Genomic DNA, 24,692 nt, shown 5'->3' on the forward strand with positions numbered 1-24,692 from the left:
GGGCAGGAGACCACAGGCCCCCTGCCCTTATCCCTTAGAACTGCAGGCCGGCTTCGCGGGCGGCTTCTGCCAGGGCCTTGATGCGGCCGTGGTAGCGGTAGCCCGAACGATCGAAGGCAACCTTCTCGACGCCGGCGGCCTTGGCGCGCTCAGCGACGATACGGCCGACCTTGGCGGCGGCGTCGGCGTTCTTGCCGTTCTTCAGGCCTTCCATGACGTCGGTCTGGGTGGTGTTGGCAGCAGCCAGCACCTTGGAACCGTCGGCGGTGAAGACCTGGGCGTACAGGTGCTGGCCGGTGCGCAGCACCGACAGGCGGGCGACGCCGAGCTCACGGATGTGGGCGCGGGTCGACTTGGCGCGACGCAGGCGGGCGATGTTCTTGTTCATTTTGATTATTCCTTGAAAGCTGAAGGTTGGGCTTTTCCCTGAGGAGTCCGCACACGGATGTGCGGGCTCTTGCGAGGGACTCGCACTTACGCCTTCTTGGCTTCCTTACGGATGATGACTTCGTCGGAGTACTTCACGCCCTTGCCCTTGTACGGCTCCGGCTTGCGGAACGCACGGATCTTGGCGGCAACTTCACCGACGACCTGCTTGTCAGCGCCCTGGACCAGGATCTCGGTCTGGGTCGGGGTGGTGATGGTGATGCCTTCCGGCGCCACGAACACGACCGGGTGCGAGAAGCCCAGCGACAGGCTCAGGTCCTTGCCCTGCATGGCAGCGCGGTAACCCACGCCGACCAGCTCCAGCTTGCGCTCGAAGCCTTCGGACACGCCCTTGACCATGTTGGCCAGGATCGCACGCACGGTACCGGTCAGTGCGACCAGCTCGGCGTTCTCGGTGCTCAGGGTGGCAACGCCGTTGTCGACGTTGATGGCAATACCGGCCGGCTTGGCCAGCGACAGGGAGCCCTTCGGGCCCTTGGCGGTGACGCTGTCCGACTGGACGTTCAGTTCAACCTTACCCAGGTCGATCGGCTTCTTGGCTACGCGGGACATAGTTCTACTCCTTTCGCCTTAGGCCACGAAGCACAGGACTTCGCCGCCGACGCCCAGCTGGCGCGCCTGCGCATCAGTCATGATGCCCTTGGAGGTGGAAATGATGGAGATACCCAGGCCGTTCATGACCTTCGGCAGCTCGCTCTTGCCGCGGTACTGGCGCAGGCCCGAACGCGAGAAGCGCTTCAGGGTCGCGATGACCGGCTTGCCTTCGAAATACTTCAGCACGATTTCCAGCTCGGACTTGTTGTTTTCCAGCTGGGTCACGCGCAGGTCGGTGATGTAACCCTCGTCCTTCAGGACCTGGGCGATCGCAACCTTGATCTTGGACGACGGGGCTTTCACCGTCTGCTTGCCAACCGCGGCCGCATTCTTGATGCGGACCAGCAGGTCGGCGATGGGATCAGTCATGCTCATATGAGTACCTTTGAGTGCACCGATATCCGCTTTCGCGAAAATCTGTTGTCTCCTGGAAACGGGCCAGGTCCCTTGATGCAGCGGGCCTGGGGCCCACTCCTACAACCCCGTTTGCACAGGGCAAGACGCGGGAGTATACGCCAAAAGAGCCCGGCTTGCGCCGGGCTCTTCGGTTTTTTTGCATCGGGAAGGCTGAATGCCTCCCCTGCCCGGTTCAGGAACCCCCGAAGGGGCACCTGATCGCAGGGCCGGCTGGGATTACCAGCTGGCCTTGCGCAGACCCGGGACGTCGCCACGCATGGTGGCTTCGCGCAGCTTGTTACGGCCCAGGCCGAACTTGCTGTAGACGCCACGCGGACGACCCGACAGCTCGCAACGGTTGCGCTGGCGGCTCGGCGACGAATCGCGCGGCAGCTTGGCCAGCTTGGTTGCGGCGTCGATCTTCTCTTCGTAGGTCGCGTCCACGGAGGACACGATCTTCTTCAGAGCTGCACGCTTTTCAGCGTACTTCTTTGCCAGCTTTTCCCGCTTGATGTCGCGGTTGACCATGGAGGTCTTTGCCATTTCGGTTTCCTCGACAGATCAGTTACGGAACGGGAACTTGAACGCTGCCAGCAGCGCCTTCGCTTCCGCGTCGGTCTTCGCAGTGGTGGTGATGGCGATATCCATACCGCGGATCGCGTCGACGGCGTCGAAGTCGATTTCCGGGAAGATGATCTGCTCCTTCACACCCATGTTGAAGTTGCCGCGGCCGTCGAAGGAACGACCGGAAACACCACGGAAGTCGCGCACGCGCGGCAGCGAGATGTTGATCAGGCGATCCAGGAACTCGTACATCTTGTGGCGACGCAGCGTGGTCTTGCAGCCGATCGGCCAACCATCGCGGATCTTGAACGACGCAACCGACACACGCGACTTGGTGACAACCGGCTTCTGGCCGGAAATCTTGGTCATGTCGCCGACGGCGTTTTCCAGGATCTTCTTGTTGGTGGCCGCTTCGCCGACACCCATGTTCAGGGTGACCTTGACCAGCTTCGGCACTTCCATCGGATTGGTGTAGCCGAACTGCTTCATCAGCGCCGGCACCACTTCGTCCTTGTAGAACTTTTCGAGACGGGAACTCATCTTCTCATTCCTCAGGCGTCGAGCGCCTCACCGCTGGAGCGGAACACACGCAGTTTGCGTCCATCCTCCAGCACCTTGAAGCCAACGCGTTCGCCCTTGCCCGAAGCCGGGTTCAGAACATTCACGTTGGAGATATGGATCGAAGCTTCGCGCTCGACCACGCCGCCGGCAACACCTGCCTGCGGGTTCGGCTTGGTGTGGCGCTTGACGATGTTCACGTTGGCGACGACCACACGGTCGCCGTCGACGCGGACGACTTCGCCCTGCTTGCCCTTGTCCTTGCCAGCGTTGACGACAACCTGGTCGCCCTTCTTGATACGGTTAGCCATGATTATCTCCTGTCGCTCACAGCACTTCGGGAGCGAGCGAGACGATCTTCATGAACTTCTCCGAACGAAGTTCACGGGTCACCGGCCCGAAGATACGGGTACCGATCGGCTCCTGCTTGCTGTTCAGCAGAACGGCAGCGTTGCCGTCGAAGCGGATCAGCGAGCCATCGGCGCGACGCACACCCTTGCGGGTACGCACCACGACGGCGTCATACACTTCACCCTTCTTGACCTTGCCGCGCGGAATCGCATCCTTCACGGTGACCTTGATGATGTCGCCGATGCCGGCGTAACGGCGCTTGGAACCACCCAGCACCTTGAAGCACATCACCTGCTTGGCACCCGAATTGTCCGCGACGTCAAGGTAGCTCTGCATCTGGATCATGATTCAGCTCCTCATTCAGCCGCGCGCGTGATGACTTCCACCACGCGCCAGTTCTTGGTCTTGGACATCGGAGCAATCTCGGTCACGCGGACGACATCGCCTTCCTTGCAGGCGTTGTCGGCATCGTGGGCGTGCAGCTTCGTCGAGCGCTTGATGTACTTGCCGTACAGCGCGTGCTTGACCTGACGCTCAACCAGGACGGTAACCGTCTTGTCCATCTTGTTGCTGACGACACGGCCTTCGACCGTGCGCAGCGTCTTCTTTTCAGTATTGTCGCTCATAGCGGCCATCCTTACTTCGTGCTGCCGAGCAGGGTCTTGACGCGAGCAATCTCGCGACGGACCCGGCGAATGTCGTGGGTCTTCGGCAGCTGGCCGGTGACCTGCTGCATACGGACAGAGAACTGTTCCTTACGCAGGTCGATCAGGTGGGCCTTGAGTTCGTCAGCCGACTTTTCACGGAGAGTTTTGATATCCATCAGCGCACCGTACGGGTCACGAAAGTGGTGGTGACCGAGAGCTTGGCGGCGGCCAGGCGGAACGCCTCGCGAGCCACTTCCTCGGAAACACCCTCGATTTCATAGATCATGCGGCCGGGCTGGATCTGGGCCACCCAGTATTCCACGTTGCCCTTACCAGAACCCATTCGGACTTCGATGGGCTTCTTGGTGATGGGCTTGTCGGGGAACACGCGGATCCACATCTTGCCGCCGCGCTTGACGTAGCGGCTGATCGAGCGGCGGGCCGCTTCGATCTGACGCGCGGTCAGCTGACCGTGTGCGGTTGCCTTCAGGCCGTATTCGCCGAAGCTGACAGCGTTGGCGCTCCAGCTCAGGCCATCGTTACGGCCCTTGTGTACCTTGCGGTACTTGGTTCGCTTGGGTTGCAACATTGTCGTTACCTCGCTTCACGGGCCGGGCGCTGACGGTCACCGCGATCGCCGCGATCGTGACGATCGTTGCGCGACGGGGTGTCGTCCTGCTTTTCCTGGCCAACCTGGGAGAAATCGAAGACCTCGCCCTTGTAGATCCAGACCTTGATGCCGATGATGCCGTAGGTCGTCTTGGCCTCAGCGAAGCCATAGTCGATGTCGGCACGCAGGGTGTGCAGCGGCACGCGGCCTTCGCGGTACCACTCCGAACGGGCGATTTCTGCACCGTTGAGGCGGCCACCAACGTTGACCTTGATACCCAGGGCACCCAGACGCATCGCGTTGCCGACCGAGCGCTTCATTGCACGGCGGAACATGATGCGACGCTCCAGCTGCTGGGCGATCGACTCGGCAACGAGCTGCGCGTCCAGTTCCGGCTTGCGCACTTCGGTGACGTTGATGTGCGCCGGGACGCCCATCATCTCGCTCACTTCCTTGCGCAGCTTCTCGATGTCCTCACCGCGCTTGCCGATCACCACGCCCGGACGGGCGGTGTGGATCGTCACGCGAGCGGTCTTGGCCGGACGCTCGATCAGGATCTTGCTGATGCCGGCCTGAGCCAGCTTCTTGCGCAGCATTTCGCGCACTTTCAGGTCGGCTGCCAGGTAACCAGCGAACTCGGCCTTGTTGGCGTACCACTTGGAGTTCCAGTCCTTGGAAATGCCGAGGCGGATACCAATCGGATGAACTTTATGACCCATGGTCTTTTCCTTATCCGCTTACTTGGCGGCGCCCACAACCACAGTGATGTGGCTGGTGCGCTTGAGGATGCGGGTACCGCGGCCTTTCGCCCGCGCCATGAAACGCTTCAGGGTCGGACCTTCATCAACCATGATGGTCTGAACCTTCAGCTCGTCGACGTCGGCGCCCTGGTTGTTCTCGGCGTTGGCAATTGCCGACTCCACCACCTTCTTGATCAGGTGGGCAGCCTTCTTGTCCGAGAACTTCAGCAGGTTGACCGCACGCTCGGCCGGCAGACCGCGCACCTGGTCAGCGACCAGACGAGCCTTCTGCGGGGAGATGCGCGCAGTGCGCAGGATGGCTTTCGCTTCCATTGTCATCTCTCCTTACTTGCCCGACTTCTTGTCACCACCGTGACCCTTGAAGGTCCGGGTGATGGCAAATTCGCCGAGCTTGTGGCCGACCATGTTCTCGTTGACGAGAACCGGGATGTGGTTCTTGCCGTTATGCACGGCAATGGTGACGCCTACCATGTCAGGCAGGATCATCGAACGGCGCGACCAGGTCTTGATCGGCTTCTTGCTGCCCGCAGCGGCCTCCACCTTCTTGACGAGGTGGTGATCGACGAACGGGCCCTTCTTGAGTGAACGTGCCATGGTCGATTAGCCCCTACGATCGCGGACGATGAACTGCTGAGTGCGCTTGTTATGGCGCGTCTTGTAACCCTTGGTCGGGACACCCCACGGGGTGACCGGATGCGGGTTACCCTGGCCGGCCTTGGCCTCACCACCACCGTGCGGGTGGTCAACCGGGTTCATGGCAGCACCACGAACGGTCGGGCGGACGCCGCGCCAACGCTTGGCACCGGCCTTGCCCAGCTTTTCCAGGCTGTGCTCGTCGTTGCCGACTTCGCCGATGGTGGCGCAGCACTCGACCGGAACCTTACGCATTTCACCCGAGCGCAGGCGCAGGGTGGCGTAGATGCCTTCGCGAGCCACCAGCTGCACGGCCGCACCAGCGGCGCGAGCGATCTGAGCGCCCTTGCCCGGCTTCAGTTCGATGCAGTGGATGGTGGTGCCAACCGGGATGTTGCGCAGCGGCAGGGTGTTGCCAGCCTTGATCGGGGCATCCGAACCAGCGATCACCTGATCACCAGCCTTCAGGCCCTTCGGGGCGATGATGTAGCGACGCTCACCGTCGACGTAGCACAGCAGGGCGATGTGCGCGGTGCGGTTCGGATCGTATTCGATGCGTTCCACGCGCGCCGGGATGCCCAGCTTGTTGCGCTTGAAGTCGATGATGCGGTAGTGCTGCTTGGCACCACCACCGACGTGACGCACGGTGATGCGGCCATGGTGGTTACGACCACCCGAGCGGCTCTGCGACTCGACCAGCGCAGCGTGCGGAGCACCCTTGTGCAGGTCGGGAGTGACCACGCGCACGGCCGAACGGCGGCCGGGGGAAGTGGGCTTGAATTTCATCAATGGCATGGGATGTACCTCAGGCCTTGGCCGTTACATCGATCGACTGGCCATCGGCCAGGCGAACGTACGCCTTGCGCCAATCGCCGCGGCGGCCAGCACGGTTACGGAAGGACTTGTTCTTGCCCTTGACGTTGACCACGTTGACGGCTTCGACCTTGACGTCGAACAGCTGCTCAACCGCGGCCTTTACATCGGCCTTGGTGGCTTCGTTCGAAACTTCGAAGACATACTGGTTGGAGAGTTCCTGCAGGCGCGCGGTCTTTTCGGAGACACGCGGGGCACGCAGCACGCTGAAGATTTTTTCGTTGCTGTTCATGCCAGCCACTCCTCGACCTTCTTGACCGCGTCAGCGGTGATGACGACCGTGTCGGCACCCACCAGCGAGACCGGATCCAGACCCTGGACGTCACGCACCTGCACGTACGGCAGATTGCGGGCGGACAGGTACAGGTGCTCGGACGCTTCTTCGGTGACGATCAGCGGGCGCTTGCCCACTTCCAGGCCGGCCAGCTTGGCGATCAGACCCTTCGTGTTGGTCACTTCGACGTCGAAGGACTCCACGATGGTCAGACGGCCCTGACGGTTCAGCTCGGACAGGATCGCGCACATGGCGGCACGGTACTGCTTACGATTGACCTTCTGCTCGAAGCTGCGCGGCTTGGCCGCGAAGGTGACACCGCCGCCGACGAAGATCGGAGCCGTCAGTGCGCCATGACGCGCGCCGCCGCCCTTCTGCTTCTTCGACTTCTTGGTGGTACCAGCCACTTCGGAGCGAGTCTTCTGTGCCTTGGTGCCGGCGCGACCGGCGTTGCGGTAGGCAACGACGACCTGGTGGACCAGATCTTCGCTGAAATCGCGACCGAACACGGCGTCGGAGACCGAGACCTTGTTGTTGCTACCCGTGATAACGAGTTCCATCGTCATCTCTCCTTATGCCTTGCTCGCCGGACGGACGATCACGTCGCCACCCGCCGCGCCCGGAACGGCGCCGCGAACGGCGATCAGACCGCGCTCGACGTCGACCTTGACCACTTCCAGGTTCTGGGTGCTCTGCTGCACCGCGCCCATGTGGCCCGACATCTTCTTGCCCGGGAAAACGCGACCCGGGGTCTGGCGCTGACCCAGCGAACCCGGCGCGCGATGCGACAGCGAGTTACCGTGGGTTGCATCGCCCATACGGAAGTTGTGGCGCTTGATGGTGCCCTGGAAGCCCTTACCCTTGGTGACACCCTGGACGTCGACGATCTGGCCGACTTCGAAGATGTCCGCCTTGACTTCGCCGCCAACGGCGAAATCGCCGAGCTGCGCGTCTTCAACGCGGAATTCCCACAGGCCACGACCCGCTTCCACCTTCGCCTTGGCGAAGTGGCCGGCTTCCGGCTTGTTGACCAGGGCAGCGCGACGCGCGCCGACGGTCACCTGCACGGCGCTGTAGCCGTCGGTTTCGACGGTCTTGATCTGCGCGATGCGGTTCGGGGTTGCTTCGATCAGGGTCACCGGGATGGAGCGGCCATCTTCAGTGAACACGCGGCTCATGCCAGCCTTGCGGCCCACGAAGCCCAACGAATACTTCTTCGTCATGGTCGTAGTCCTCAGGTCAGCTTGATCTGAACGTCGACGCCGGCAGCCAGTTCGAGCTTCATCAGCGCGTCCACGGTCTTGTCATTCGGGTCAACGATATCGAGCACGCGCTTGTGCGTGCGGGTCTCGTACTGGTCACGCGCGTCCTTGTCGACGTGCGGGGAAACGAGAACGGTGTAACGCTCGATCTTGGTCGGCAGCGGGATCGGGCCACGCACTTGCGCGCCGGTCCGCTTTGCCGTTTCAACGATCTCGCTGGCCGAACGGTCGATCAGACGATGATCGAACGCTTTCAGCCGGATCCGGATCTTTTGGTCCGCCATGGCGGTAGGTTCCTTCGTTAAAAGAGCGACAGACAAAGCCTCTGGGTTGCTTTGTCCCATGAAATTCCTGAATACGGACGACCCACAGTCCTGCAGGCCGCCAAGGTCACTCCATAGACCTCAAAAACGTAGGCAGACCAGTTACCCGGCCTGCCCAGACGTAGAAGCATAATGGCACGCAAGGCAGCTGTCAACAGTCGCCTGTTGACGCCGCCTGAATGGCATTGACCCTTCCTGGTCCGGGGAACACAAGGCACATCCTGTGCCTGCTTTCCCATTTGATACGCCCCGATGCCCTACCCAGGCAACATCGGGGCGCAGATACTACCAGATTACTCGATGATCTTCGAGACCACGCCGGCGCCGACGGTACGGCCGCCTTCGCGGATGGCGAAGCGCAGGCCTTCGTCCATTGCCACCGGGTTGATCAGGGTGACGACCATCTTGACGTTGTCACCCGGCATCACCATTTCGACGCCTTCCGGCAGAGCAGCTGCGCCGGTGATGTCGGTGGTGCGGAAGTAGAACTGCGGACGGTAGCCGTTGAAGAACGGGGTGTGACGGCCGCCCTCGTCCTTCGACAGGACGTAGACTTCGCCTTCGAACTTGGTGTGCGGCTTGATCGAACCCGGCTTGGCCAGAACCTGGCCACGCTCGACGTCGTCACGCTTGGTGCCGCGCAGCAGCAGGCCAGCGTTGTCGCCTGCCTGACCCTGGTCCAGCAGCTTGCGGAACATTTCAACGCCGGTCACGGTGGTCTTCTGCACCGGACGGATGCCGACGATTTCGATTTCGTCGCCAACCTTGATCACGCCGCGCTCGATACGACCGGTCACCACGGTGCCGCGGCCCGAGATCGAGAACACGTCTTCCACCGGCATCAGGAACGGCTTGTCGATCGCACGCTCCGGCTCCGGAATCCAGCTGTCCAGGGCGTCGACCAGCTTCAGGATGGCCGGCACGCCGATGTCGCTCTGGTCGCCTTCCAGCGCCAGACGGGCCGAACCGGCGATGATCGGGGTGTCGTCGCCCGGGAAGTCGTACTTGCTCAGCAGCTCGCGCACTTCCATCTCGACCAGCTCGAGCAGCTCGGCGTCGTCAACCATGTCGGCCTTGTTCAGGAACACGACGATGTACGGCACGCCGACCTGACGCGACAGCAGGATGTGCTCGCGGGTCTGCGGCATCGGGCCGTCAGCGGCCGAGCACACCAGGATCGCGCCGTCCATCTGGGCGGCACCGGTGATCATGTTCTTGACGTAGTCAGCGTGGCCCGGGCAATCGACGTGGGCGTAGTGACGGACCGGGGATTCGTACTCGACGTGCGCGGTCGAGATCGTGATACCACGCGCCTTTTCTTCCGGCGCGGCGTCGATCGAGGAGTAATCCTTGAACTCGCCACCGAAGCGCTCGGCACCGATCTTGGTCAGTGCAGCGGTCAGCGTGGTCTTGCCGTGATCGACGTGACCGATGGTGCCGACGTTGACGTGCGGCTTGGTGCGCTCGAACTTACCCTTTGCCATTGTTCTATACCTTGATTGTTCGTAAGTGGTTTCAAGAGAGGCTGAGCGAGGCTCAGCCCTTCTTCATGACGGCTTCGGCGATGTTGGTCGGAGCCGGCTCGTAGTGATCGAATTCCATGGTGAAGGTGGCGCGGCCCTGGGTCTGCGAACGCAGCGCAGTGGCGTAGCCGAACATTTCACCCAGCGGGATCATCGCGTTGATGATCGAAGCGGAGCCGTCACCGGTGGTGTCGGAACCCTGCAGCACGCCGCGACGACGGCTGACGTCGCCCATCACGTCACCCTGGTAATCCTCCGGGGTCACGATCTCGACCTTCATGATCGGCTCCAGCAGCACCGGCTTGGCCTTGGCGAAGCCCTGCTTGAAGGCCATCGACGAAGCCAGCTTGAACGCCATTTCCGAGGAGTCGACGTCGTGGTACGAACCGAACACCAGCTTCACCTTGACGTCCACGACCGGGAAGCCAGCCAGCGGACCGCTGGTGATGGTTTCGCGCAGGCCCTTTTCAACCGACGGAATGAATTCCTTCGGGATCACGCCGCCGGTGATGTCGTTGATGAACAGGAAGTCGTCCTTGATGGCCGGAGCCAGCTTCGGATCGGCACGGTCGGCAGCGGTGATCGGCGACAGTTCGATCACGACGTGACCGTACTGACCCTTACCACCGGACTGCTTGGCGTGCTTGTAGTCCGACTTGACGTCGGCCAGGGTGATGGTTTCGCGGTAGGCCACCTGCGGCGCGCCGACGTTGGCTTCAACGTTGAACTCGCGCTTCAGGCGGTCGACGATGATGTCCAGGTGCAGCTCGCCCATGCCCGAGATGATGGTCTGGCCGGATTCTTCGTCGGTCTTGACGCGGAACGACGGATCTTCCTGCGCCAGACGGCCCAGGGCCAGACCCATCTTTTCCTGGTCCGACTTGGTCTTCGGCTCGACGGCCATCGAGATCACCGGCTCCGGGAACGTCATGCGCTCCAGGATGATCGGGGCGTCCACGGCGCACAGGGTGTCACCGGTGGTGGTGTCCTTCAGGCCCACGGCAGCGGCGATGTCACCGGCCAGAACTTCCTTGATTTCCTCGCGGTTGTTCGAGTGCATCTGCAGGATGCGGCCGATGCGCTCCTTCTTGCCCTTCACCGAGTTCAGCACGGTGTCGCCACCGTTCAGGGTGCCCGAGTAGACACGGAAGAAGGTCAGCGCGCCGACGAACGGGTCGGTGATGATCTTGAAGGCCAGCGACGAGAACGGAGCCTTGTCGTCCGACTTGCGGGTCATTTCGACGGTGTCGTCGTCAACGTCCACGCCCTTCACGTCCGGCACGTCGACCGGCGACGGCAGCAGCTGGATCACGCCGTCCAGCATGGCCTGCACGCCCTTGTTCTTGAAGGCCGAGCCGCAGTACATCGGCACGATCTCGGTGGCCAGGGTGCGGGTACGCAGCGCGTTGATGATTTCAGCCTCGGCCAGCTCTTCGCCGCCCAGGTACTTTTCCATCAGCTCTTCGCTGGCTTCGGCAGCGGTCTCGACCATGAACTGGCGAGCCTCTTCAGCCGGGCCCTGCAGCTCGGCCGGGATGTCACCGTATTCGAACTTCATGCCCTGCGAAGCCTCATCCCAATGGATGGCCTTCATCTTCAGCAGGTCGACGACGCCCTTGAAGTTGTCTTCAGCGCCGATCGGCAGCTGCATCGGCACGGCAACCGCGCCCAGCTTGGCCTTCAGCTGGCCGACGACCTTCTGGAAGTTGGCACCGGTGCGGTCCATCTTGTTGACGAACGCGATGCGCGGCACGTGGTACTTGTTGGCCTGGCGCCACACGGTTTCCGACTGCGGCTGCACGCCACCGACGGCGCACAGGACGAAGACGGCACCGTCGAGCACGCGCAGCGAGCGCTCCACTTCGATGGTGAAGTCGACGTGCCCGGGGGTGTCGATGATGTTGAAGCGGTGCTCCGGCAGGGACTTGTCCATGCCCTTCCAGAACGCGGTGGTGGCAGCGGACTGGATCGTGATGCCACGCTCCTGCTCCTGCTCCATCCAGTCCATGGTGGCGGCGCCGTCGTGCACTTCACCGATCTTGTGGCTCTTGCCGGTGTAGAACAGGATGCGCTCGGACGTGGTGGTCTTGCCGGCATCGATGTGAGCCATGATGCCGAAGTTACGGTAACGCTCGATGGGAGTGGAACGGGCCACGGGAGCCTCTCAGATTTCTTGGATTTCGGATGGCCGAACGCCGCCTTTCGGCGGCCTTCGGATTGGCGCAGTCCTTCTGGGACCGCGAGGCAGCACGCACCGAAGTGGTGCTGCCCTGCCTGTTTTACAAGGCCGTCAAACTCACCAGCGGTAGTGGGCGAATGCCTTGTTGGCTTCGGCCATGCGGTGGGTTTCTTCGCGCTTCTTGATGGCGCCGCCACGGTTTTCCGAGGCGTCGATCAGTTCAGCAGCCAGCTTCTTCGGCATGGTGTTCTCACCACGCTTGCGCGCGGAGTCGATCAGCCAGCGCATGGCCAGGGCCATCTTGCGCGACGAACGCACTTCGACCGGCACCTGGTAGGTGGCACCACCGACGCGACGCGACTTGACTTCGACCGCCGGAGCGACGTTGTCCAGAGCCTTCTGCACCAGTTCAATGGCGTTGGCGCTGCTGTTCTTCTCGGTGATCACGTCCATAGCGCCGTACACGATCTTTTCGGCGACGGACTTCTTGCCGCTCTGCATGACCATGTTGATGAAGCGGGCGATGGTTTCGCTTCCGTGCTTCGGATCGGGCAGGACGGAACGCTGCGGAGTATTACCCTTACGCGACATAGTGCTCTCTCCTTATGCCTTCGGACGCTTGGCGCCGTACTTGGAACGGGCCTGGCGACGCTTGGCAACGCCGGCGGCGTCGAGCGAGCCACGAACGGTGTGGTAACGCACACCCGGCAGGTCCTTGACGCGACCGCCGCGGATCAGGACCACGGAGTGCTCCTGCAGGTTGTGGCCTTCACCACCGATGTAGGAAATCACTTCTTCCTGGTTGGTCAGGCGGACCTTGGCAACCTTGCGCAGAGCCGAGTTCGGCTTCTTCGGAGTGGTGGTGTAGACACGGGTGCAGACGCCACGGCGCTGCGGGCACTTGTCGAGCGCCGGCGAGGCACTCTTGTAGGTGGTCGCTTGCCGCGGCTTGCGGACCAGCTGGTTGATCGTCGCCATCAGTAGGTTCTTCTGATTGGTGGCCGGAAATCCGGCCAGAGATGCGGAAATGTTAAAGCAGGCCAAAATTCTGGCCTGCTGAGACAGACGATTGTAGCAACCTGCCAGGAAAGCAGTCAAACGCCTCCTGTCAAGCCCGTTCCTGATCCCGGAACGTTACTGGGGGGCCTCCATGTACCCCGTTCAGGTTGGCCGGGTCGATCGCGGACGATCTCCCCTGCCCTTTCCCAATCCCATCGATGGACCGATGGGGTGGTCCGGCCTTGCGGCCGGACCGGATACCTCATTCTTCGCCCGAGGCCTGTTCAGCTTCGGCTTCAACCACCGGTGCCTCGACCGCAGCCGGAGTACCAGCCAGGGTCTGCATTTCCGACTCGGTGAGACCGGAAGCGCCGCGACGGCGGTTGCTGTGGTACGCCAGGCCGGTACCGGCCGGAATCAGGCGACCCACGATGACGTTTTCCTTCAGGCCACGCAGGTTGTCCGAGGTGCCGCGGACGGCCGCTTCGGTCAGCACGCGGGTGGTTTCCTGGAACGACGCGGCCGAGATGAACGATTCGGTCGCCAGCGAGGCCTTGGTGATACCCAGCAGGACCGGATCGAAGTGCGCCGGCAGCTCGTTGCGGGTCGACAGGCGCGCATTCTCCTCGATAACGCGCTGGCGCTCCACCTGCTCGCCGTTCAGGAACTTGCTGCTGCCCTGATCGGTGATCTCGACCTTGCGCAGCATCTGGCGGGTGATCACCTCGATGTGCTTGTCGTTGATCTTCACGCCCTGCAGGCGGTACACGTCCTGGATTTCCTTCACCAGGTAGGCCGCCAGCGGTTCGACACCCAGCAGGCGCAGGATGTCCTGCGGGCTCGGCTCGCCGTCCACGATGGTTTCACCCTTGGTGACATGCTCGCCTTCGAACACGATGACCTGGCGGTACTTCGGGATCAGCTCTTCGTGCTCCGAACCATCGGTGTCCTTGATGATCAGGCGCTGCTTGCCCTTGGTGTCCTTGCCGAAGCTGATGATGCCCGAACGCTCGGCCAGCACCGCCGGATCCTTCGGCTTGCGGGCCTCGAACAGATCGGCCACGCGCGGCAGACCACCGGTGATGTCGCGGGTCTTCGACGCTTCCTGCGGGATCTTGGCGACCACGTCGCCCACGCCCACCGGGGCGCCGTCCTGCAGGTTGACGATCGAGCGCGGCGGCAGCAGGTACTGCGCCGGCAGGTCGGTGCCCGGGATCGACAGGTCGTTGCCCTTGGCGTCGACGATGCGCACGATCGGGCGCAGGTCCTTGGCCTGGGTACCACGACGCTTCGGATCGGTGATTTCGCGCGAAGCAAGGCCGGTCAGCTCGTCGGTCTTCTCGATGACGGTGATGCCGTCGACGAAGTCGATGAAGCGGATGAAGCCGGCCACTTCCGACACGATCGGGTGGTTGTGCGGATCCCAGTTGGCCACGGTCTGGCCAGCCTTGATCGCATCACCGTCCTTGGACGTGATGGTCGCACCGTACGGCAGCTTGTAACGCTCACGCTCACGGCCGTGGGCATCGAGCACCGAGATTTCGCCCGAGCGCGACACTGCCACCAGCGAGCCGTTGGCGTGCTCGACCGACTTGAGGTTGCTGAACTTGACCGAGCCGGTGGTCTTGACGGTGATGTTGTCGACCGCAGCAGCTCGCGACGCCGCACCACCGATGTGGAACGTACGCATGGTCAGCTGGGTACCCGGCTCACCGATGGACTGGGCGGCGATGACGCCGACCGCTTCACCGATGTTGACCAGGTGGCCACGGGCCAGATCGCGGCCGTAGCAGCGCGAGCAGACGCCGAAGGCCGATTCGCAGGAGATGGTCGAGCGGACCTTGATGGTCTGCACGCCGGCATCTTCCAGCTTGGCGACCCAGGCTTCGTCCAGCAGGGTGTTGCGGGTGACGATCGGATCCTCGTCGTTGCCCGGCAGGAACACGTCCTCGGCAACCACGCGACCCAGCACGCGGTCCTTCAGCGGCTCGACCACGTCGCCGCCTTCCACGATCGGGGTCATGATCAGGCCTTCGGTGGTACCGCAATCCACCTCGGTGATCACCACGTCCTGCGCGACGTCGACCAGGCGACGGGTCAGGTAACCCGAGTTCGCGGTCTTCAGCGCGGTATCGGCCAGACCCTTACGGGCACCGTGGGTGGAGTTGAAGTACTCCTGCACGTTCAGGCCTTCGCGGAAGTTCGCCTTGATGGGCGTCTCGATGATCGAGCCGTCCGGGCGGGCCATCAGGCCACGCATGCCGGCCAGCTGACGGATCTGCGCCTGCGAACCACGCGCACCGGAGTCGGCCATGATGTACAGCGAGTTCATCGACTTCTGGTCGATGGTCTCGCCCTTGGCATTGACCACCTTCTCGGTACCGATGGTGTCCATCATCGCCTTGGCGATGCGCTCGTTGGTACGCGACCAGATGTCGACCACCTTGTTATAGCGCTCGCCGGCGGTGACCAGGCCCGACTGGTACTGCTCCTGGATTTCCAGCACTTCGGCTTCGGCCTCGGTGAGGATGCCCTTCTTCTCGTCCGGGATCAGCATGTCGTCGATGCCGATCGAGACGCCGGCGCGGGTCGCGTAGGCGAAGCCGGTGTACATCAGCTTGTCGGCGAACACGACCGTGTCCTTCAGACCCAGCTGGCGGTAGCTGGAGTTGATCAGGCGGCTGATGTTCTTCTTGGTCAGCTCGGTGTTGGCCAGCGCGAACGGCAGGCCTTCCGGCAGGATTTCAGCCAGCAGGGCGCGACCGATCGTGGTGTCCACGATCGAGGTCTTGTTCTGCTTGACGCCGTCTTCGTCAGTCACCACCTCGGTGATGCGGACCTTGACGCGCGCGTGCAGTTCCACCACGCGGTTGTCGTAGGCACGCTTCACTTCGGCGATGTTGGCGAAGGCCATGCCCTCGCCCTTCTTGTTTTCCAGCGAGCGGGTCATGTAGTACAGACCCAGCACGACGTCCTGCGACGGCACGATGATCGGCTCGCCGTTGGCCGGCGACAGGATGTTGTTGGTCGACATCATCAGCGCACGCGCTTCCAGCTGGGCTTCCAGCGAGAGCGGCACGTGGACGGCCATCTGGTCACCGTCGAAGTCGGCGTTGAACGCGGTGCAGACCAGCGGGTGCAGCTGGATGGCCTTGCCTTCGATCAGCACCGGCTCGAACGCCTGGATGCCCAGACGGTGCAGGGTCGGCGCACGGTTCAGCATCACCGGATGCTCGCGGATGACCTCTTCCAGGATGTCCCAGACTTCGGCTTCTTCGCGCTCGACCAGCTTCTTGGCGGCCTTGATGGTGGTGGCCAGGCCACGACGCTGCAGCTTGGCGAAGACGAACGGCTTGAACAGCTCGAGCGCCATCTTCTTCGGCAGGCCGCACTGGTGCAGGCGCAGGTACGGACCGACCACGATGACCGAACGGCCCGAGTAGTCGACGCGCTTGCCGAGCAGGTTCTGGCGGAAGCGACCCTGCTTGCCCTTGATCATGTCGGCCAGCGACTTCAGCGGGCGCTTGTTGGTGCCGGTGATGGCACGGCCACGACGGCCGTTGTCCAGCAGCGCATCGACCGATTCCTGCAGCATGCGCTTTTCATTGCGCACGATGATGTCCGGCGCGCTCAGTTCGAGCAGGCGGCGCAGGCGGTTGTTACGGTTGATGACGCGGCGGTACAGGTCGTTCAGGTCGGAGGTCGCGAAGCGGCCGCCATCCAGCGGAACCAGCGGACGCAGGTCCGGCGGCAGCACCGGCAGCACGGTCATGACCATCCATTCCGGACGGTTGCCCGATTCCAGGAAGGCTTCGATCAGCTTGATGCGCTTGGTGAGGCGCTTGAGCTTGGTTTCCGAACCGGTAGCAGCGATTTCCTCGCGCAGGCGGGTCATTTCCGACTGCAGGTCGATGGTGCGCAGCAGTTCGTACACGGCCTCGGCGCCCATGGCGGCGTCGAAGTCGTCACCGTGCTCCTGGCGGGCCTGCAGGTACTGTTCTTCGGTCAGCAGCTGGCGGCGTTCCAGGGCGGTCAGGCCCGGCTCGGTCACCACGTAGGCTTCGAAGTACAGCACGCGCTCGATGTCGCGCAGGGTCATGTCCAGCATCAGGCCGATGCGCGACGGCAGCGACTTCAGGAACCAGATGTGCGCGACCGGCGAGGCCAGGTCGATGTGGCCCATGCGCTCACGACGCACCTTGGCCAGGGTCACTTCGGTGCCGCACTTTTCGCAGACCACGCCGCGGTGCTTCATGCGCTTGTACTTGCCGCACAGGCACTCGTAGTCCTTCACCGGGCCGAAGATGGCGGCGCAGAACAGGCCGTCGCGTTCCGGCTTGAAGGTACGGTAATTGATGGTTTCCGGCTTCTTCACTTCGCCGAAGGACCACGAACGGATCAGGTCCGGCGAGGCCAGCGCGATCTTGATCGCGTCGAAGTCCAGCGTCTGGCGCTGCTGGTTGAAGAGGTTGAGCAGGTCTTTCATGGTGTTCTCCAGAAGGAGGAATGCTGTGTCGATGGGCTTTCAGTTGACTGCCAGCGGCGCGGCGGCGGAGGCCGCCGCGCCGGCATGGATCAGTTGTCTTCCAGTTCCATGTTGATGGCCAGCGAGCGGATTTCCTTCACGAGCACGTTGAAGGATTCCGGCATGCCCGCGACCATCTCGTGCTCACCGTCGACGATGTTCTTGTACATCTGGTTGCGGCCCTGCACGTCATCGGACTTCACCGTCAGCATTTCCTGCAGGGTGTAGGCCGCGCCGTAGGCTTCCAGCGCCCAGACTTCCATTTCACCGAAGCGCTGGCCGCCGAACTGCGCCTTGCCGCCCAGCGGCTGCTGGGTGACGAGCGAGTACGGACCGGTCGAACGGGCGTGCATCTTGTCGTCGACCAGGTGGTTCAGCTTCAGGTAGTGCATGTAACCCACGGTGGTGTGGCGATCGAACGCTTCACCGGTGCGGCCGTCGTACAGCTGGGTCTGACCACTGCTCGGCAGGTCGGCCAGTTCCAGCATGCGCTTGATTTCCGCTTCGGTGGCGCCGTCGAACACCGGGGTGGCCATCGGCACGCCGTCGGTGAGGTTACGGGCCAGACGCAGCAGTTCCTCGTCGCTGAACTGCGACAGGTCGACACGGTTGGCCACGTTGGTGTCGTCGTGGTTGTAGATGTCGTCCAGGAACTTGCGCAGGTCGGCAACCGCCGCCTGGGCTTCCATCATCGCCTGGATCTTGCGACCCAGGCCCTTGGCGGCCCAGCCCAGGTGCACTTCCAGGATCTGGCCGATGTTCATACGCGACGGCACGCCCAGCGGGTTCAGCACGATGTCCACGGTCTCGCCCGAGGCCATGTACGGCATGTCCTCGACCGGCACCACGTTGGAGACCACACCCTTGTTGCCGTGGCGGCCTGCCATCTTGTCGCCCGGCTGGATGCGGCGCTTCACGGCCAGGAACACCTTGACCATCTTCAGCACGCCCGGGGCGAGGTCGTCGCCGGCGGTGATCTTGCCGCGCTTGTCGGCGAAGCGACGCTCGAACTCCTTCTCGTGCGCCTGGATCTGCTTCTGCGCGCGCTCGATGGCTTCCGAAGCGTCTTCGTCCTTCATGCGCAGGGCGAACCAGTCAGCCTTCTTCAGGCCGTCGAGGAAGGCGTCGGTGATCACGTCACCCTTCTTCAGGCCAGCGCCACCGTTGACCACCTTGCCCACGATCTGCGAACGCAGACGCATGTAGATGGCGGCTTCCAGGATGCGGAACTGGTCGTCGAAGTCCTTCTTGACGCGCTTGATTTCAGACTCTTCGATCTGGCGGGCGCGCTTGTCCTTCTCGATGCCGTCGCGGGTGAAGACCTGCACGTCGATGACGGTGCCGTCCATGCCCGGCGGAACGCGCAGCGAGCTGTCCTTCACGTCCGAAGCCTTCTCGCCGAAGATCGCGCGCAGCAGCTTCTCTTCCGGGGTCAGCTGGCTTTCGCCCTTCGGGGTGACCTTGCCGACCATGATGTCGCCGGCGCGGACTTCCGCACCGATGTACACCACGCCGCTCTCGTCCAGGCGGTTCAGCGCCTGCTCGGAGACGTTCGGGATGTCGGCGGAGATTTCCTCCGGCCCCAGCTTGGTGTCACGCGCGACGCAGGTCAGCTCTTCGATGTGGATCGTGGTGTAACGATCCTCTTCCACCACACGCTCGGAGAGCAGGATGGAGTCTTCGAAGTTGTAGCCGTTCCACGGCATGAACGCGATCAGCATGTTCTGGCCCAGGGCCAGTTCGCCGATGTCGGTGGACGGACCGTCGGCCAGCACGTCGCCGCGGGCGATGACGTCACCCACCTGGACCAGCGGACGCTGGTTGATGCAGGTGTTCTGGTTCGAACGGGTGTACTTGACCAGGTTGTAGATGTCCACGCCTGCGTCGGTGGCGCCAACGATCTCTTCCTCGTTGACCTTGACCACGATGCGGGCCGCGTCGATCTGCACGATCTCGCCACCACGACGGGCGTTCACGGTCACACCGGAGTCACGCGCCACGGCGCGCTCGATGCCGGTACCGACCAGCGGCTTCTGCGCACGCAGGGTCGGCACGGCCTGACGCTGCATGTTGGCGCCCATCAGTGCGCGGTTGGCGTCATCGTGCTCCAGGAACGGAACCAGCGCAGCCGCGATCGACACGGTCTGCATCGGCGAGACGTCCATGAAGTGGACTTCCGCCGGCGGCTTCAGCAGCGATTCGCCCTGGAAGCGGCACGGAACGAACTGCTCGGTCAGCACGCTGTCGGCATTGGTCAGGGCGTTGGCCTGCGCAATGACGTACTCGTTTTCTTCGATCGCCGACAGGAACTCGACTTCATCATAGACCTTGCCGTCCACGACCTTGCGGTACGGGGTCTCGAGGAAACCGTACTGGTTGGTGCGGGCGTACACGGCCAGCGAGTTGATCAGGCCGATGTTCGGGCCTTCCGGGGTTTCGATGGTGCAGACGCGGCCGTAATGGGTCGGGTGCACGTCGCGCACTTCGAAGCCGGCGCGCTCACGGGTCAGGCCGCCCGGGCCCAGGGCCGAGACGCGACGCTTGTGGGTCACTTCCGACAGCGGGTTGTTCTGGTCCATGAACTGCGACAGCTGCGAGGAGCCGAAGAACTCCTTGATGGCAGCGGCGACCGGCTTGGCGTTGATCAGCTCCTGCGGGGTCAGGCCTTCCGACTCGGCCATCGACAGGCGCTCCTTGACCGCGCGCTCGACGCGGACCAGGCCCACGCGGAACACGTTCTCGGCCATTTCGCCGACCGAACGCACGCGACGGTTGCCCAGGTGATCGATGTCATCGACCACGCCGCGACCGTTGCGGATCTCGGTCAGGACCTTGATCACGTCCAGGATGTCGGAGCTGTCGCCATGGGCGGCAACCAGGCGCTTGGACTCTTCGTCGTTGCGCTCACCGTAGTACTTGCGGTCGTACAGCACGGCTTCGCCGGTGGTTTCCTTGCGGCCCACGCGACGGTTGAACTTCATGCGGCCGACCGCGGACAGGTCGTAGCGCTCGAAGGTGAAGAACAGGTTGTGGAACAGGTTCTGCGCGGCGTCCTTGGTCGGCGGCTCGCCCGGACGCATCATGCGGTAGATCTCGACCAGGGCTTCCAGCTGGGTCTTGGTCGGGTCGATGCGCAGGGTGTTGGACAGGTACGGGCCACGATCCAGATCGTTCACCCACAGGGTGCCCACGGCATCCACACCGGCCTTGCGGAAGGCCTGCAGCTGCTCGTCGGTGATCTCGTCATTGGCCTGGGCCAGCAGTTCGCCGGTCGAAGCATCGACCACGTCGTGCGACAGGATGCGGCCGACGATGTAGTCGTCCGGCACGGCCAGGGCGGCGATGCCCGAGGCTTCCAGCTGCTTGATGTGGCGCGCGGTGATGCGCTTGCCGGCTTCCACGATGACCTTGTCGCCGTCGGCGAGGTCGAAGCCCAGGGTTTCGCCACGCAGGCGCTCCGGCACCAGCTCCAGCTGGACGCCTTCATCCGGGTTGATGTGGAAGGTGTTGATCTCGAAGAACTCGGCCAGCATCTCTTCGTTGCTGTAGCCAAGCGCGCGCAGCAGGATCGACACCGGGAGCTTGCGGCGACGGTCGATACGGGTGAACAGCGCGTCCTTCGGGTCGAACTCGAAGTCCAGCCAGGAACCGCGGTAAGGAATGATGCGGGCGCTGTACAGCAGCTTGCCCGAGCTGTGGGTCTTGCCACGGTCGTGATCGAAGAACACGCCCGGCGAGCGGTGCAGCTGCGAGACGATGACGCGCTCGGTGCCGTTGACGATGAAGGTGCCGTTCTCGGTCATCAGCGGGATTTCGCCCAGATAGACCTCCTGCTCCTTCACGTACTTGATGGCCTTGGTCGACGACTCACGGTCGTAGATCACCAGGCGCACGGTCACGCGCAGCGGGGCGCCGTAGCTCATGCCACGCTGGCGGCACTCACGCTCGTCGAAGACCGGTTCGCCCAGCTTGTAGCCGACGTATTCCAGGGCAGCGTTGCCGCTGTAGCTGGCGATCGGGAAGACCGACTTCAGCGCAGCGTGCAGGCCGTGGTCCGTGCGCTTGGCCGGATCGACGTTTTCCTGCAGGAATTCACGATAGGAATCCACCTGGATGGCGAGCAGGAACGGCACTTCGAGAATCGAGCGCTGCTTGCCGAAATCCTTGCGGATACGCTTTTTTTCGGTGAACGAATAGGACGTCATGAGGTCTTCCACCTTGTTGTGCGGATCGTGCGCCCACGATCCGAAGGGAACTTGAAATTGTCAGTTGGAAGTCGCTGGTATTGCCGGCACCAGCACGCCTTCTCCCGCTACTTCCAACTGCCAACTCGTCTGCATCCACTCCCCCGCTGCCGCGCCGTGCGCTGGCCTGCCGGGATCTGACCGCAGCCCGTGTTGGGCTTTTTGCCGCTCGTTACATCCACGCGTGGCGTGGATCTACAACCTTGCAACAACGACCAAAGGCCGGGGGCTTACGCCCCCAGCCTTGGCTGCATCGCCGTGAATCGGTGACGATGCAAGGTAACTGCTTACTTGACTTCGACAGTCGCGCCAGCAGCTTCCAGGTCCTTCTTCATCTTCTCGGCGTCGTCCTTCGAAGCGCCTTCCTTCAGGACGCCACCGGCTTCGGCCAGGTCCTTCGCTTCCTTCAGGCCCAGGCCGGTGATGGCGCGGACGGCCTTGATGACTTCGACCTTCTTGTCGCCGGCCGACTTCAGGGTGACGGTGAACTCGGTCTGCTCTTCAACAGCAGCGGCCGGGCCAGCGGCAGCAGCCACGGCAACCGGAGCAGCGGCGGAGACGCCGAACTTCTCTTCGATGGCCTTGACCAGCTCCATCACTTCCATCAGGGACTTCTCGGCGATGGCGTCGACGATCTGTTCGTTGGTAAGGGACATGATAAATACCTTTGGATGATTTTCTGGGTTGAGGTTCCGTCAGGAACCACGGTAAGTCGAAACTCAGGCGGTCTCGGCGGCCGGCTCGGCAGCGTCGGCGGCGACGTCGCCACCACCCTGCTTCTCGCCAACGGCCTTGATGGCGCGGGCAAACATCGTGACCGGCTCGGTCAGGACGCGGGCCAGCATGGCCAGGGCCTGGTCGCGGGTCGGCAGCGAGGCCAGCACTTCGACGTGGCTTGCCGGGAACACTTCGCCACCGATGGCGACGACCTTAGCCTTCAGCTTGTCGTTGCCCTTGGCGGCTTCCTTGATCAGGCGACCGGCAGCGCCGGGCTCCTCGAGCGAGAACGCGTACAGCAGCGGACCAACCATCTGGTCCTGGGCGACTGCGAACTCGGTGCCTTCAACGGCGCGCGAAGCCAGGGTGTTCTTGACAACCTTCAAGAAAACACCGGTTTCACGAGCCTGCTTGCGCATCGCGGTCATCTGGGCGACCGTGGTGCCAGCGTATTCGGCTGCGATCAAGGAGTGGGCCTTGGCGGCGACGTCTGCCAGCTCGGCGACTACTTCTTGCTTCTGGGACAGATTGAGAGCCATTGCACTCCTCCTATTGAACTCCGCTTACGGCTCCTGCCGTGTGCGGTCCTGTGCGGCATCCGTCCTGGACGCCGGGAACATCGGGATGATGTTCCGGGGGTGGGCCGTTCTAGACCTGGAGTGGGCCAACCTGGGAAACCCAGACGTGCGTGAACCAGAAAAACTCCAGAAGGGCACCATCTACGCAGGGTGATTCCGGGGAATCGATTAAGCGCTCATGACTGCTCCGGCGGCGACTCCTTGCCAGATCGAGCTTCCGTGCCCGTCGCCGGTATTGCCACGACCGCGCCTGCGGTCTTTGACGGCTACCGCGGGCGATGCACTGCCAGCGATGCCTTCAAATGTCACGGTCACGGCACCGAAGGTACCGTGACCGCTTGAAACAATTACTTCAGGGTCAGCGACGACTGGTCGACGGTGACGCCCGGGCCCATCGTCGAGCTGACCGAAACCTTCTGCAGGTAGGTGCCCTTCGAGGTGGCCGGCTTGGCCTTGATCAGGTCCAGCAGCAGCGCGGTCAGGTTCGACTTCAGCGCGTCTTCGGCGAAGTCGGCCTTGCCGATGGTGCAGTGGATGATGCCGGCCTTGTCGGTGCGGTAACGGACCTGACCCGACTTGGCGTTCTTCACGGCTTCACCCGGGTTCGGGGAAACAGTGCCGACCTTCGGGTTCGGCATCAGGCCGCGCGGGCCCAGCACGGTGCCCAGCTTACCGACGACGCGCATGGCGTCCGGGGTCGCGATGACGACGTCGTAGTTCAGGTCACCGGCCTGCATCTTCTCGGCCAGATCGTCCATACCGACGGCTTCGGCGCCAGCGGCCAGGGCTTCGTCAGCCTTGGCACCGGCCGGAGCGAACACGGCGACGCGGACCGACTTGCCGGTACCGGCCGGCAGCACGGTGGAGCCACGGACCTGCTGGTCGGACTTCTTCGCATCGACGCCCAGGCGCACAGCGACGTCGATCGACTCGACGAACTTGGCCTTGGTGGCGCTCTTCAGGATGTTGATCGCGTCCTCGAAGGCGTATGCCTTGCCCGGAACGACGGCGGCCTTGATGGCCTTCTCACGCTTGGTCTGTGCCATCTTATTAACCCTCCACCACGAGGCCCATGGAACGGGCAGAGCCAGCGATGGTACGCACGGCGGCGTCCAGATCGGCGGCAGTCAGATCCGGTTCCTTCGCCTTGGCGATCTCTTCCAGCTGCTTACGGGTGACCTTGCCGACCTTCTCGGTGTTCGGGCGCTTGGAGCCCGACGAGATGCCAGCGGCCTTCTTCAGCAGGGTGGTGGCCGGGGTGCTCTTGGTGATGAAGGTGAACGTACGGTCCGAGTAGGCCGTGATGATCACCGGAACCGGCAGACCCGGCTCGAGCTTCTGCGTGGCAGCGTTGAACGCCTTGCAGAATTCCATGATGTTCAGACCGCGCTGACCCAGCGCAGGACCGACCGGCGGCGAGGGGTTGGCCTGACCGGCCTTCACCTGCAGCTTGATGTAACCGACAACTTTCTTTGCCATGAGTATGCTCTCCGGGTGCTAGCGCCTTTCGACAACAGGCTCCCCATCGGACCGGGAATCACGCGTCCCGGCATCGCGTTTTGAAATCATGCCGAAGGCCACCTTGCGGCGGCCTCGTCCCACTGGCTTCTCCAGCGGGGAGCCGCGCACTATAA

General features: G+C 63.0%; 28 protein-coding genes. All 28 read right to left on the reverse strand.

Annotated elements, in window-relative coordinates:
- Positions 1-34: 34 nt before the first annotated feature.
- Positions 35-394 (reverse strand): 50S ribosomal protein L18, encoded by a 360-nt coding sequence (gene rplR, locus VPH47_RS17255; protein WP_024957318.1) that lies wholly within the window; start codon positions 392-394, stop codon positions 35-37.
- 80 nt (positions 395-474) lie between these two features.
- Entirely contained in the window at positions 475-999 is a 525-nt protein-coding gene (gene rplF / locus VPH47_RS17260) for a 50S ribosomal protein L6 (protein ID WP_010483977.1), read from the reverse strand.
- Positions 1,000-1,017: 18 nt separating this feature from the next.
- Positions 1,018-1,416, reverse strand: a complete 399-nt coding sequence (rpsH, locus tag VPH47_RS17265) for a 30S ribosomal protein S8 (RefSeq protein ID WP_005408210.1) — start codon at positions 1,414-1,416, stop codon at positions 1,018-1,020.
- Between the two features lie 258 nt (positions 1,417-1,674).
- On the reverse strand, positions 1,675-1,980 hold the full coding sequence (gene rpsN / locus VPH47_RS17270) for a 30S ribosomal protein S14 (protein ID WP_005408209.1): 306 nt from the start codon (positions 1,978-1,980) through the stop codon (positions 1,675-1,677).
- Between the two features lie 18 nt (positions 1,981-1,998).
- Entirely contained in the window at positions 1,999-2,541 is a 543-nt protein-coding gene (rplE, locus tag VPH47_RS17275; RefSeq protein ID WP_004154491.1) for a 50S ribosomal protein L5, read from the reverse strand.
- 11 nt (positions 2,542-2,552) lie between these two features.
- Complete coding sequence (rplX, locus tag VPH47_RS17280; protein ID WP_004154490.1) at positions 2,553-2,870, reverse strand: 50S ribosomal protein L24; 318 nt, start codon at positions 2,868-2,870, stop codon at positions 2,553-2,555.
- 16 nt (positions 2,871-2,886) lie between these two features.
- Positions 2,887-3,255, reverse strand: coding sequence for a 50S ribosomal protein L14 (rplN, locus tag VPH47_RS17285; protein WP_004145357.1), 369 nt, complete (start codon positions 3,253-3,255; stop codon positions 2,887-2,889).
- Between the two features lie 11 nt (positions 3,256-3,266).
- On the reverse strand, positions 3,267-3,536 hold the full coding sequence (gene rpsQ / locus VPH47_RS17290) for a 30S ribosomal protein S17 (RefSeq protein WP_004154489.1): 270 nt from the start codon (positions 3,534-3,536) through the stop codon (positions 3,267-3,269).
- 11 nt (positions 3,537-3,547) lie between these two features.
- Positions 3,548-3,733, reverse strand: coding sequence for a 50S ribosomal protein L29 (gene rpmC / locus VPH47_RS17295; protein WP_004154487.1), 186 nt, complete (start codon positions 3,731-3,733; stop codon positions 3,548-3,550).
- The gene (rplP, locus tag VPH47_RS17300; RefSeq protein ID WP_004154486.1) at positions 3,733-4,146 is read right to left on the reverse strand and encodes a 50S ribosomal protein L16; all 414 of its coding nucleotides are present in this window, start codon (positions 4,144-4,146) and stop codon (positions 3,733-3,735) included. The genes rpmC and rplP overlap by 1 nt, the downstream gene beginning before the upstream one ends.
- Before the next feature lie 5 nt (positions 4,147-4,151).
- Positions 4,152-4,886 carry a 30S ribosomal protein S3 gene (rpsC, locus tag VPH47_RS17305; protein ID WP_004145350.1) on the reverse strand — a complete coding sequence of 245 codons (735 nt, stop codon included), beginning with the start codon at positions 4,884-4,886 and terminating at the stop codon, positions 4,152-4,154.
- An 18-nt stretch (positions 4,887-4,904) separates the two neighbouring features.
- Positions 4,905-5,240, reverse strand: a complete 336-nt coding sequence (rplV, locus tag VPH47_RS17310) for a 50S ribosomal protein L22 (RefSeq protein ID WP_004145348.1) — start codon at positions 5,238-5,240, stop codon at positions 4,905-4,907.
- 12 nt (positions 5,241-5,252) lie between these two features.
- Entirely contained in the window at positions 5,253-5,522 is a 270-nt protein-coding gene (rpsS, locus tag VPH47_RS17315; protein ID WP_004154485.1) for a 30S ribosomal protein S19, read from the reverse strand.
- Between the two features lie 6 nt (positions 5,523-5,528).
- The gene (gene rplB, locus VPH47_RS17320; RefSeq protein WP_004145339.1) at positions 5,529-6,356 is read right to left on the reverse strand and encodes a 50S ribosomal protein L2; all 828 of its coding nucleotides are present in this window, start codon (positions 6,354-6,356) and stop codon (positions 5,529-5,531) included.
- A gap of 10 nt (positions 6,357-6,366) precedes the next feature.
- Entirely contained in the window at positions 6,367-6,666 is a 300-nt protein-coding gene (gene rplW, locus VPH47_RS17325) for a 50S ribosomal protein L23 (RefSeq protein WP_004145338.1), read from the reverse strand.
- On the reverse strand, positions 6,663-7,268 hold the full coding sequence (gene rplD, locus VPH47_RS17330) for a 50S ribosomal protein L4 (protein ID WP_004145337.1): 606 nt from the start codon (positions 7,266-7,268) through the stop codon (positions 6,663-6,665). Before rplD ends, rplW begins: the two co-directional genes overlap by 4 nt.
- Before the next feature lie 12 nt (positions 7,269-7,280).
- Positions 7,281-7,931, reverse strand: coding sequence for a 50S ribosomal protein L3 (gene rplC, locus VPH47_RS17335; RefSeq protein WP_004145336.1), 651 nt, complete (start codon positions 7,929-7,931; stop codon positions 7,281-7,283).
- Positions 7,932-7,942: 11 nt separating this feature from the next.
- Positions 7,943-8,254: a 30S ribosomal protein S10 gene (gene rpsJ, locus VPH47_RS17340; RefSeq protein WP_005408208.1), complete on the reverse strand. Its 312-nt coding sequence runs from the start codon at positions 8,252-8,254 to the stop codon at positions 7,943-7,945.
- Positions 8,255-8,586: 332 nt separating this feature from the next.
- Entirely contained in the window at positions 8,587-9,777 is a 1,191-nt protein-coding gene (gene tuf / locus VPH47_RS17345) for an elongation factor Tu (RefSeq protein WP_004154360.1), read from the reverse strand.
- 52 nt (positions 9,778-9,829) lie between these two features.
- Positions 9,830-11,971, reverse strand: a complete 2,142-nt coding sequence (gene fusA, locus VPH47_RS17350; RefSeq protein ID WP_261727967.1) for an elongation factor G — start codon at positions 11,969-11,971, stop codon at positions 9,830-9,832.
- 141 nt (positions 11,972-12,112) lie between these two features.
- Complete coding sequence (rpsG, locus tag VPH47_RS17355) at positions 12,113-12,586, reverse strand: 30S ribosomal protein S7 (RefSeq protein WP_004145321.1); 474 nt, start codon at positions 12,584-12,586, stop codon at positions 12,113-12,115.
- A 12-nt stretch (positions 12,587-12,598) separates the two neighbouring features.
- Positions 12,599-12,973: a 30S ribosomal protein S12 gene (gene rpsL / locus VPH47_RS17360; RefSeq protein ID WP_004145320.1), complete on the reverse strand. Its 375-nt coding sequence runs from the start codon at positions 12,971-12,973 to the stop codon at positions 12,599-12,601.
- A gap of 283 nt (positions 12,974-13,256) precedes the next feature.
- On the reverse strand, positions 13,257-17,480 hold the full coding sequence (gene rpoC / locus VPH47_RS17365; protein ID WP_049446767.1) for a DNA-directed RNA polymerase subunit beta': 4,224 nt from the start codon (positions 17,478-17,480) through the stop codon (positions 13,257-13,259).
- Between the two features lie 89 nt (positions 17,481-17,569).
- On the reverse strand, positions 17,570-21,724 hold the full coding sequence (rpoB, locus tag VPH47_RS17370) for a DNA-directed RNA polymerase subunit beta (protein ID WP_054171082.1): 4,155 nt from the start codon (positions 21,722-21,724) through the stop codon (positions 17,570-17,572).
- A 326-nt stretch (positions 21,725-22,050) separates the two neighbouring features.
- Entirely contained in the window at positions 22,051-22,419 is a 369-nt protein-coding gene (gene rplL, locus VPH47_RS17375; RefSeq protein ID WP_010480374.1) for a 50S ribosomal protein L7/L12, read from the reverse strand.
- A gap of 63 nt (positions 22,420-22,482) precedes the next feature.
- A complete protein-coding gene (rplJ, locus tag VPH47_RS17380; RefSeq protein ID WP_010480377.1) occupies positions 22,483-23,019 on the reverse strand; it encodes a 50S ribosomal protein L10 in 537 nt (178 codons plus the stop codon).
- A gap of 386 nt (positions 23,020-23,405) precedes the next feature.
- On the reverse strand, positions 23,406-24,104 hold the full coding sequence (gene rplA / locus VPH47_RS17385) for a 50S ribosomal protein L1 (RefSeq protein WP_004154350.1): 699 nt from the start codon (positions 24,102-24,104) through the stop codon (positions 23,406-23,408).
- 4 nt (positions 24,105-24,108) lie between these two features.
- Positions 24,109-24,537 (reverse strand): 50S ribosomal protein L11, encoded by a 429-nt coding sequence (gene rplK, locus VPH47_RS17390; protein ID WP_004145248.1) that lies wholly within the window; start codon positions 24,535-24,537, stop codon positions 24,109-24,111.
- Positions 24,538-24,692: the final 155 nt, after the last annotated feature.

The sequence above is a fragment of the Stenotrophomonas sp. WED208 genome, assembly GCF_040984485.1.
Lineage (GTDB): Bacteria > Pseudomonadota > Gammaproteobacteria > Xanthomonadales > Xanthomonadaceae > Stenotrophomonas > Stenotrophomonas riyadhensis.

Excerpts from the sequence above, each read along its gene's own strand:
- rplF (WP_010483977.1), bottom strand. The coding sequence starts at position 999 with ATGTCCCGCGTAGCCAAGAAGCCGATCGACCTGGGTAAGGTTGAACTG.
- rpsH (WP_005408210.1), bottom strand. The coding sequence starts at position 1,416 with ATGAGCATGACTGATCCCATCGCCGACCTGCTGGTCCGCATCAAGAAT.
- rpsN (WP_005408209.1), bottom strand. The coding sequence starts at position 1,980 with ATGGCAAAGACCTCCATGGTCAACCGCGACATCAAGCGGGAAAAGCTG.
- rplE (WP_004154491.1), bottom strand. The coding sequence starts at position 2,541 with ATGAGTTCCCGTCTCGAAAAGTTCTACAAGGACGAAGTGGTGCCGGCG.
- rplX (WP_004154490.1), bottom strand. The coding sequence starts at position 2,870 with ATGGCTAACCGTATCAAGAAGGGCGACCAGGTTGTCGTCAACGCTGGC.
- rplN (WP_004145357.1), bottom strand. The coding sequence starts at position 3,255 with ATGATCCAGATGCAGAGCTACCTTGACGTCGCGGACAATTCGGGTGCC.
- rpsQ (WP_004154489.1), bottom strand. The coding sequence starts at position 3,536 with ATGAGCGACAATACTGAAAAGAAGACGCTGCGCACGGTCGAAGGCCGT.
- rpmC (WP_004154487.1), bottom strand. The coding sequence starts at position 3,733 with ATGGATATCAAAACTCTCCGTGAAAAGTCGGCTGACGAACTCAAGGCC.
- rplP (WP_004154486.1), bottom strand. The coding sequence starts at position 4,146 with ATGTTGCAACCCAAGCGAACCAAGTACCGCAAGGTACACAAGGGCCGT.
- rpsC (WP_004145350.1), bottom strand. The coding sequence starts at position 4,886 with ATGGGTCATAAAGTTCATCCGATTGGTATCCGCCTCGGCATTTCCAAG.
- rplV (WP_004145348.1), bottom strand. The coding sequence starts at position 5,240 with ATGGAAGCGAAAGCCATCCTGCGCACTGCGCGCATCTCCCCGCAGAAG.
- rpsS (WP_004154485.1), bottom strand. The coding sequence starts at position 5,522 with ATGGCACGTTCACTCAAGAAGGGCCCGTTCGTCGATCACCACCTCGTC.
- rplB (WP_004145339.1), bottom strand. The coding sequence starts at position 6,356 with ATGCCATTGATGAAATTCAAGCCCACTTCCCCCGGCCGCCGTTCGGCC.
- rplW (WP_004145338.1), bottom strand. The coding sequence starts at position 6,666 with ATGAACAGCAACGAAAAAATCTTCAGCGTGCTGCGTGCCCCGCGTGTC.
- rplD (WP_004145337.1), bottom strand. The coding sequence starts at position 7,268 with ATGGAACTCGTTATCACGGGTAGCAACAACAAGGTCTCGGTCTCCGAC.
- rplC (WP_004145336.1), bottom strand. The coding sequence starts at position 7,931 with ATGACGAAGAAGTATTCGTTGGGCTTCGTGGGCCGCAAGGCTGGCATG.
- rpsJ (WP_005408208.1), bottom strand. The coding sequence starts at position 8,254 with ATGGCGGACCAAAAGATCCGGATCCGGCTGAAAGCGTTCGATCATCGT.
- tuf (WP_004154360.1), bottom strand. The coding sequence starts at position 9,777 with ATGGCAAAGGGTAAGTTCGAGCGCACCAAGCCGCACGTCAACGTCGGC.
- rpsG (WP_004145321.1), bottom strand. The coding sequence starts at position 12,586 with ATGTCGCGTAAGGGTAATACTCCGCAGCGTTCCGTCCTGCCCGATCCG.
- rpsL (WP_004145320.1), bottom strand. The coding sequence starts at position 12,973 with ATGGCGACGATCAACCAGCTGGTCCGCAAGCCGCGGCAAGCGACCACC.
- rpoC (WP_049446767.1), bottom strand. The coding sequence starts at position 17,480 with ATGAAAGACCTGCTCAACCTCTTCAACCAGCAGCGCCAGACGCTGGAC.
- rpoB (WP_054171082.1), bottom strand. The coding sequence starts at position 21,724 with ATGACGTCCTATTCGTTCACCGAAAAAAAGCGTATCCGCAAGGATTTC.
- rplL (WP_010480374.1), bottom strand. The coding sequence starts at position 22,419 with ATGTCCCTTACCAACGAACAGATCGTCGACGCCATCGCCGAGAAGTCC.
- rplJ (WP_010480377.1), bottom strand. The coding sequence starts at position 23,019 with ATGGCTCTCAATCTGTCCCAGAAGCAAGAAGTAGTCGCCGAGCTGGCA.
- rplA (WP_004154350.1), bottom strand. The coding sequence starts at position 24,104 with ATGGCACAGACCAAGCGTGAGAAGGCCATCAAGGCCGCCGTCGTTCCG.
- rplK (WP_004145248.1), bottom strand. The coding sequence starts at position 24,537 with ATGGCAAAGAAAGTTGTCGGTTACATCAAGCTGCAGGTGAAGGCCGGT.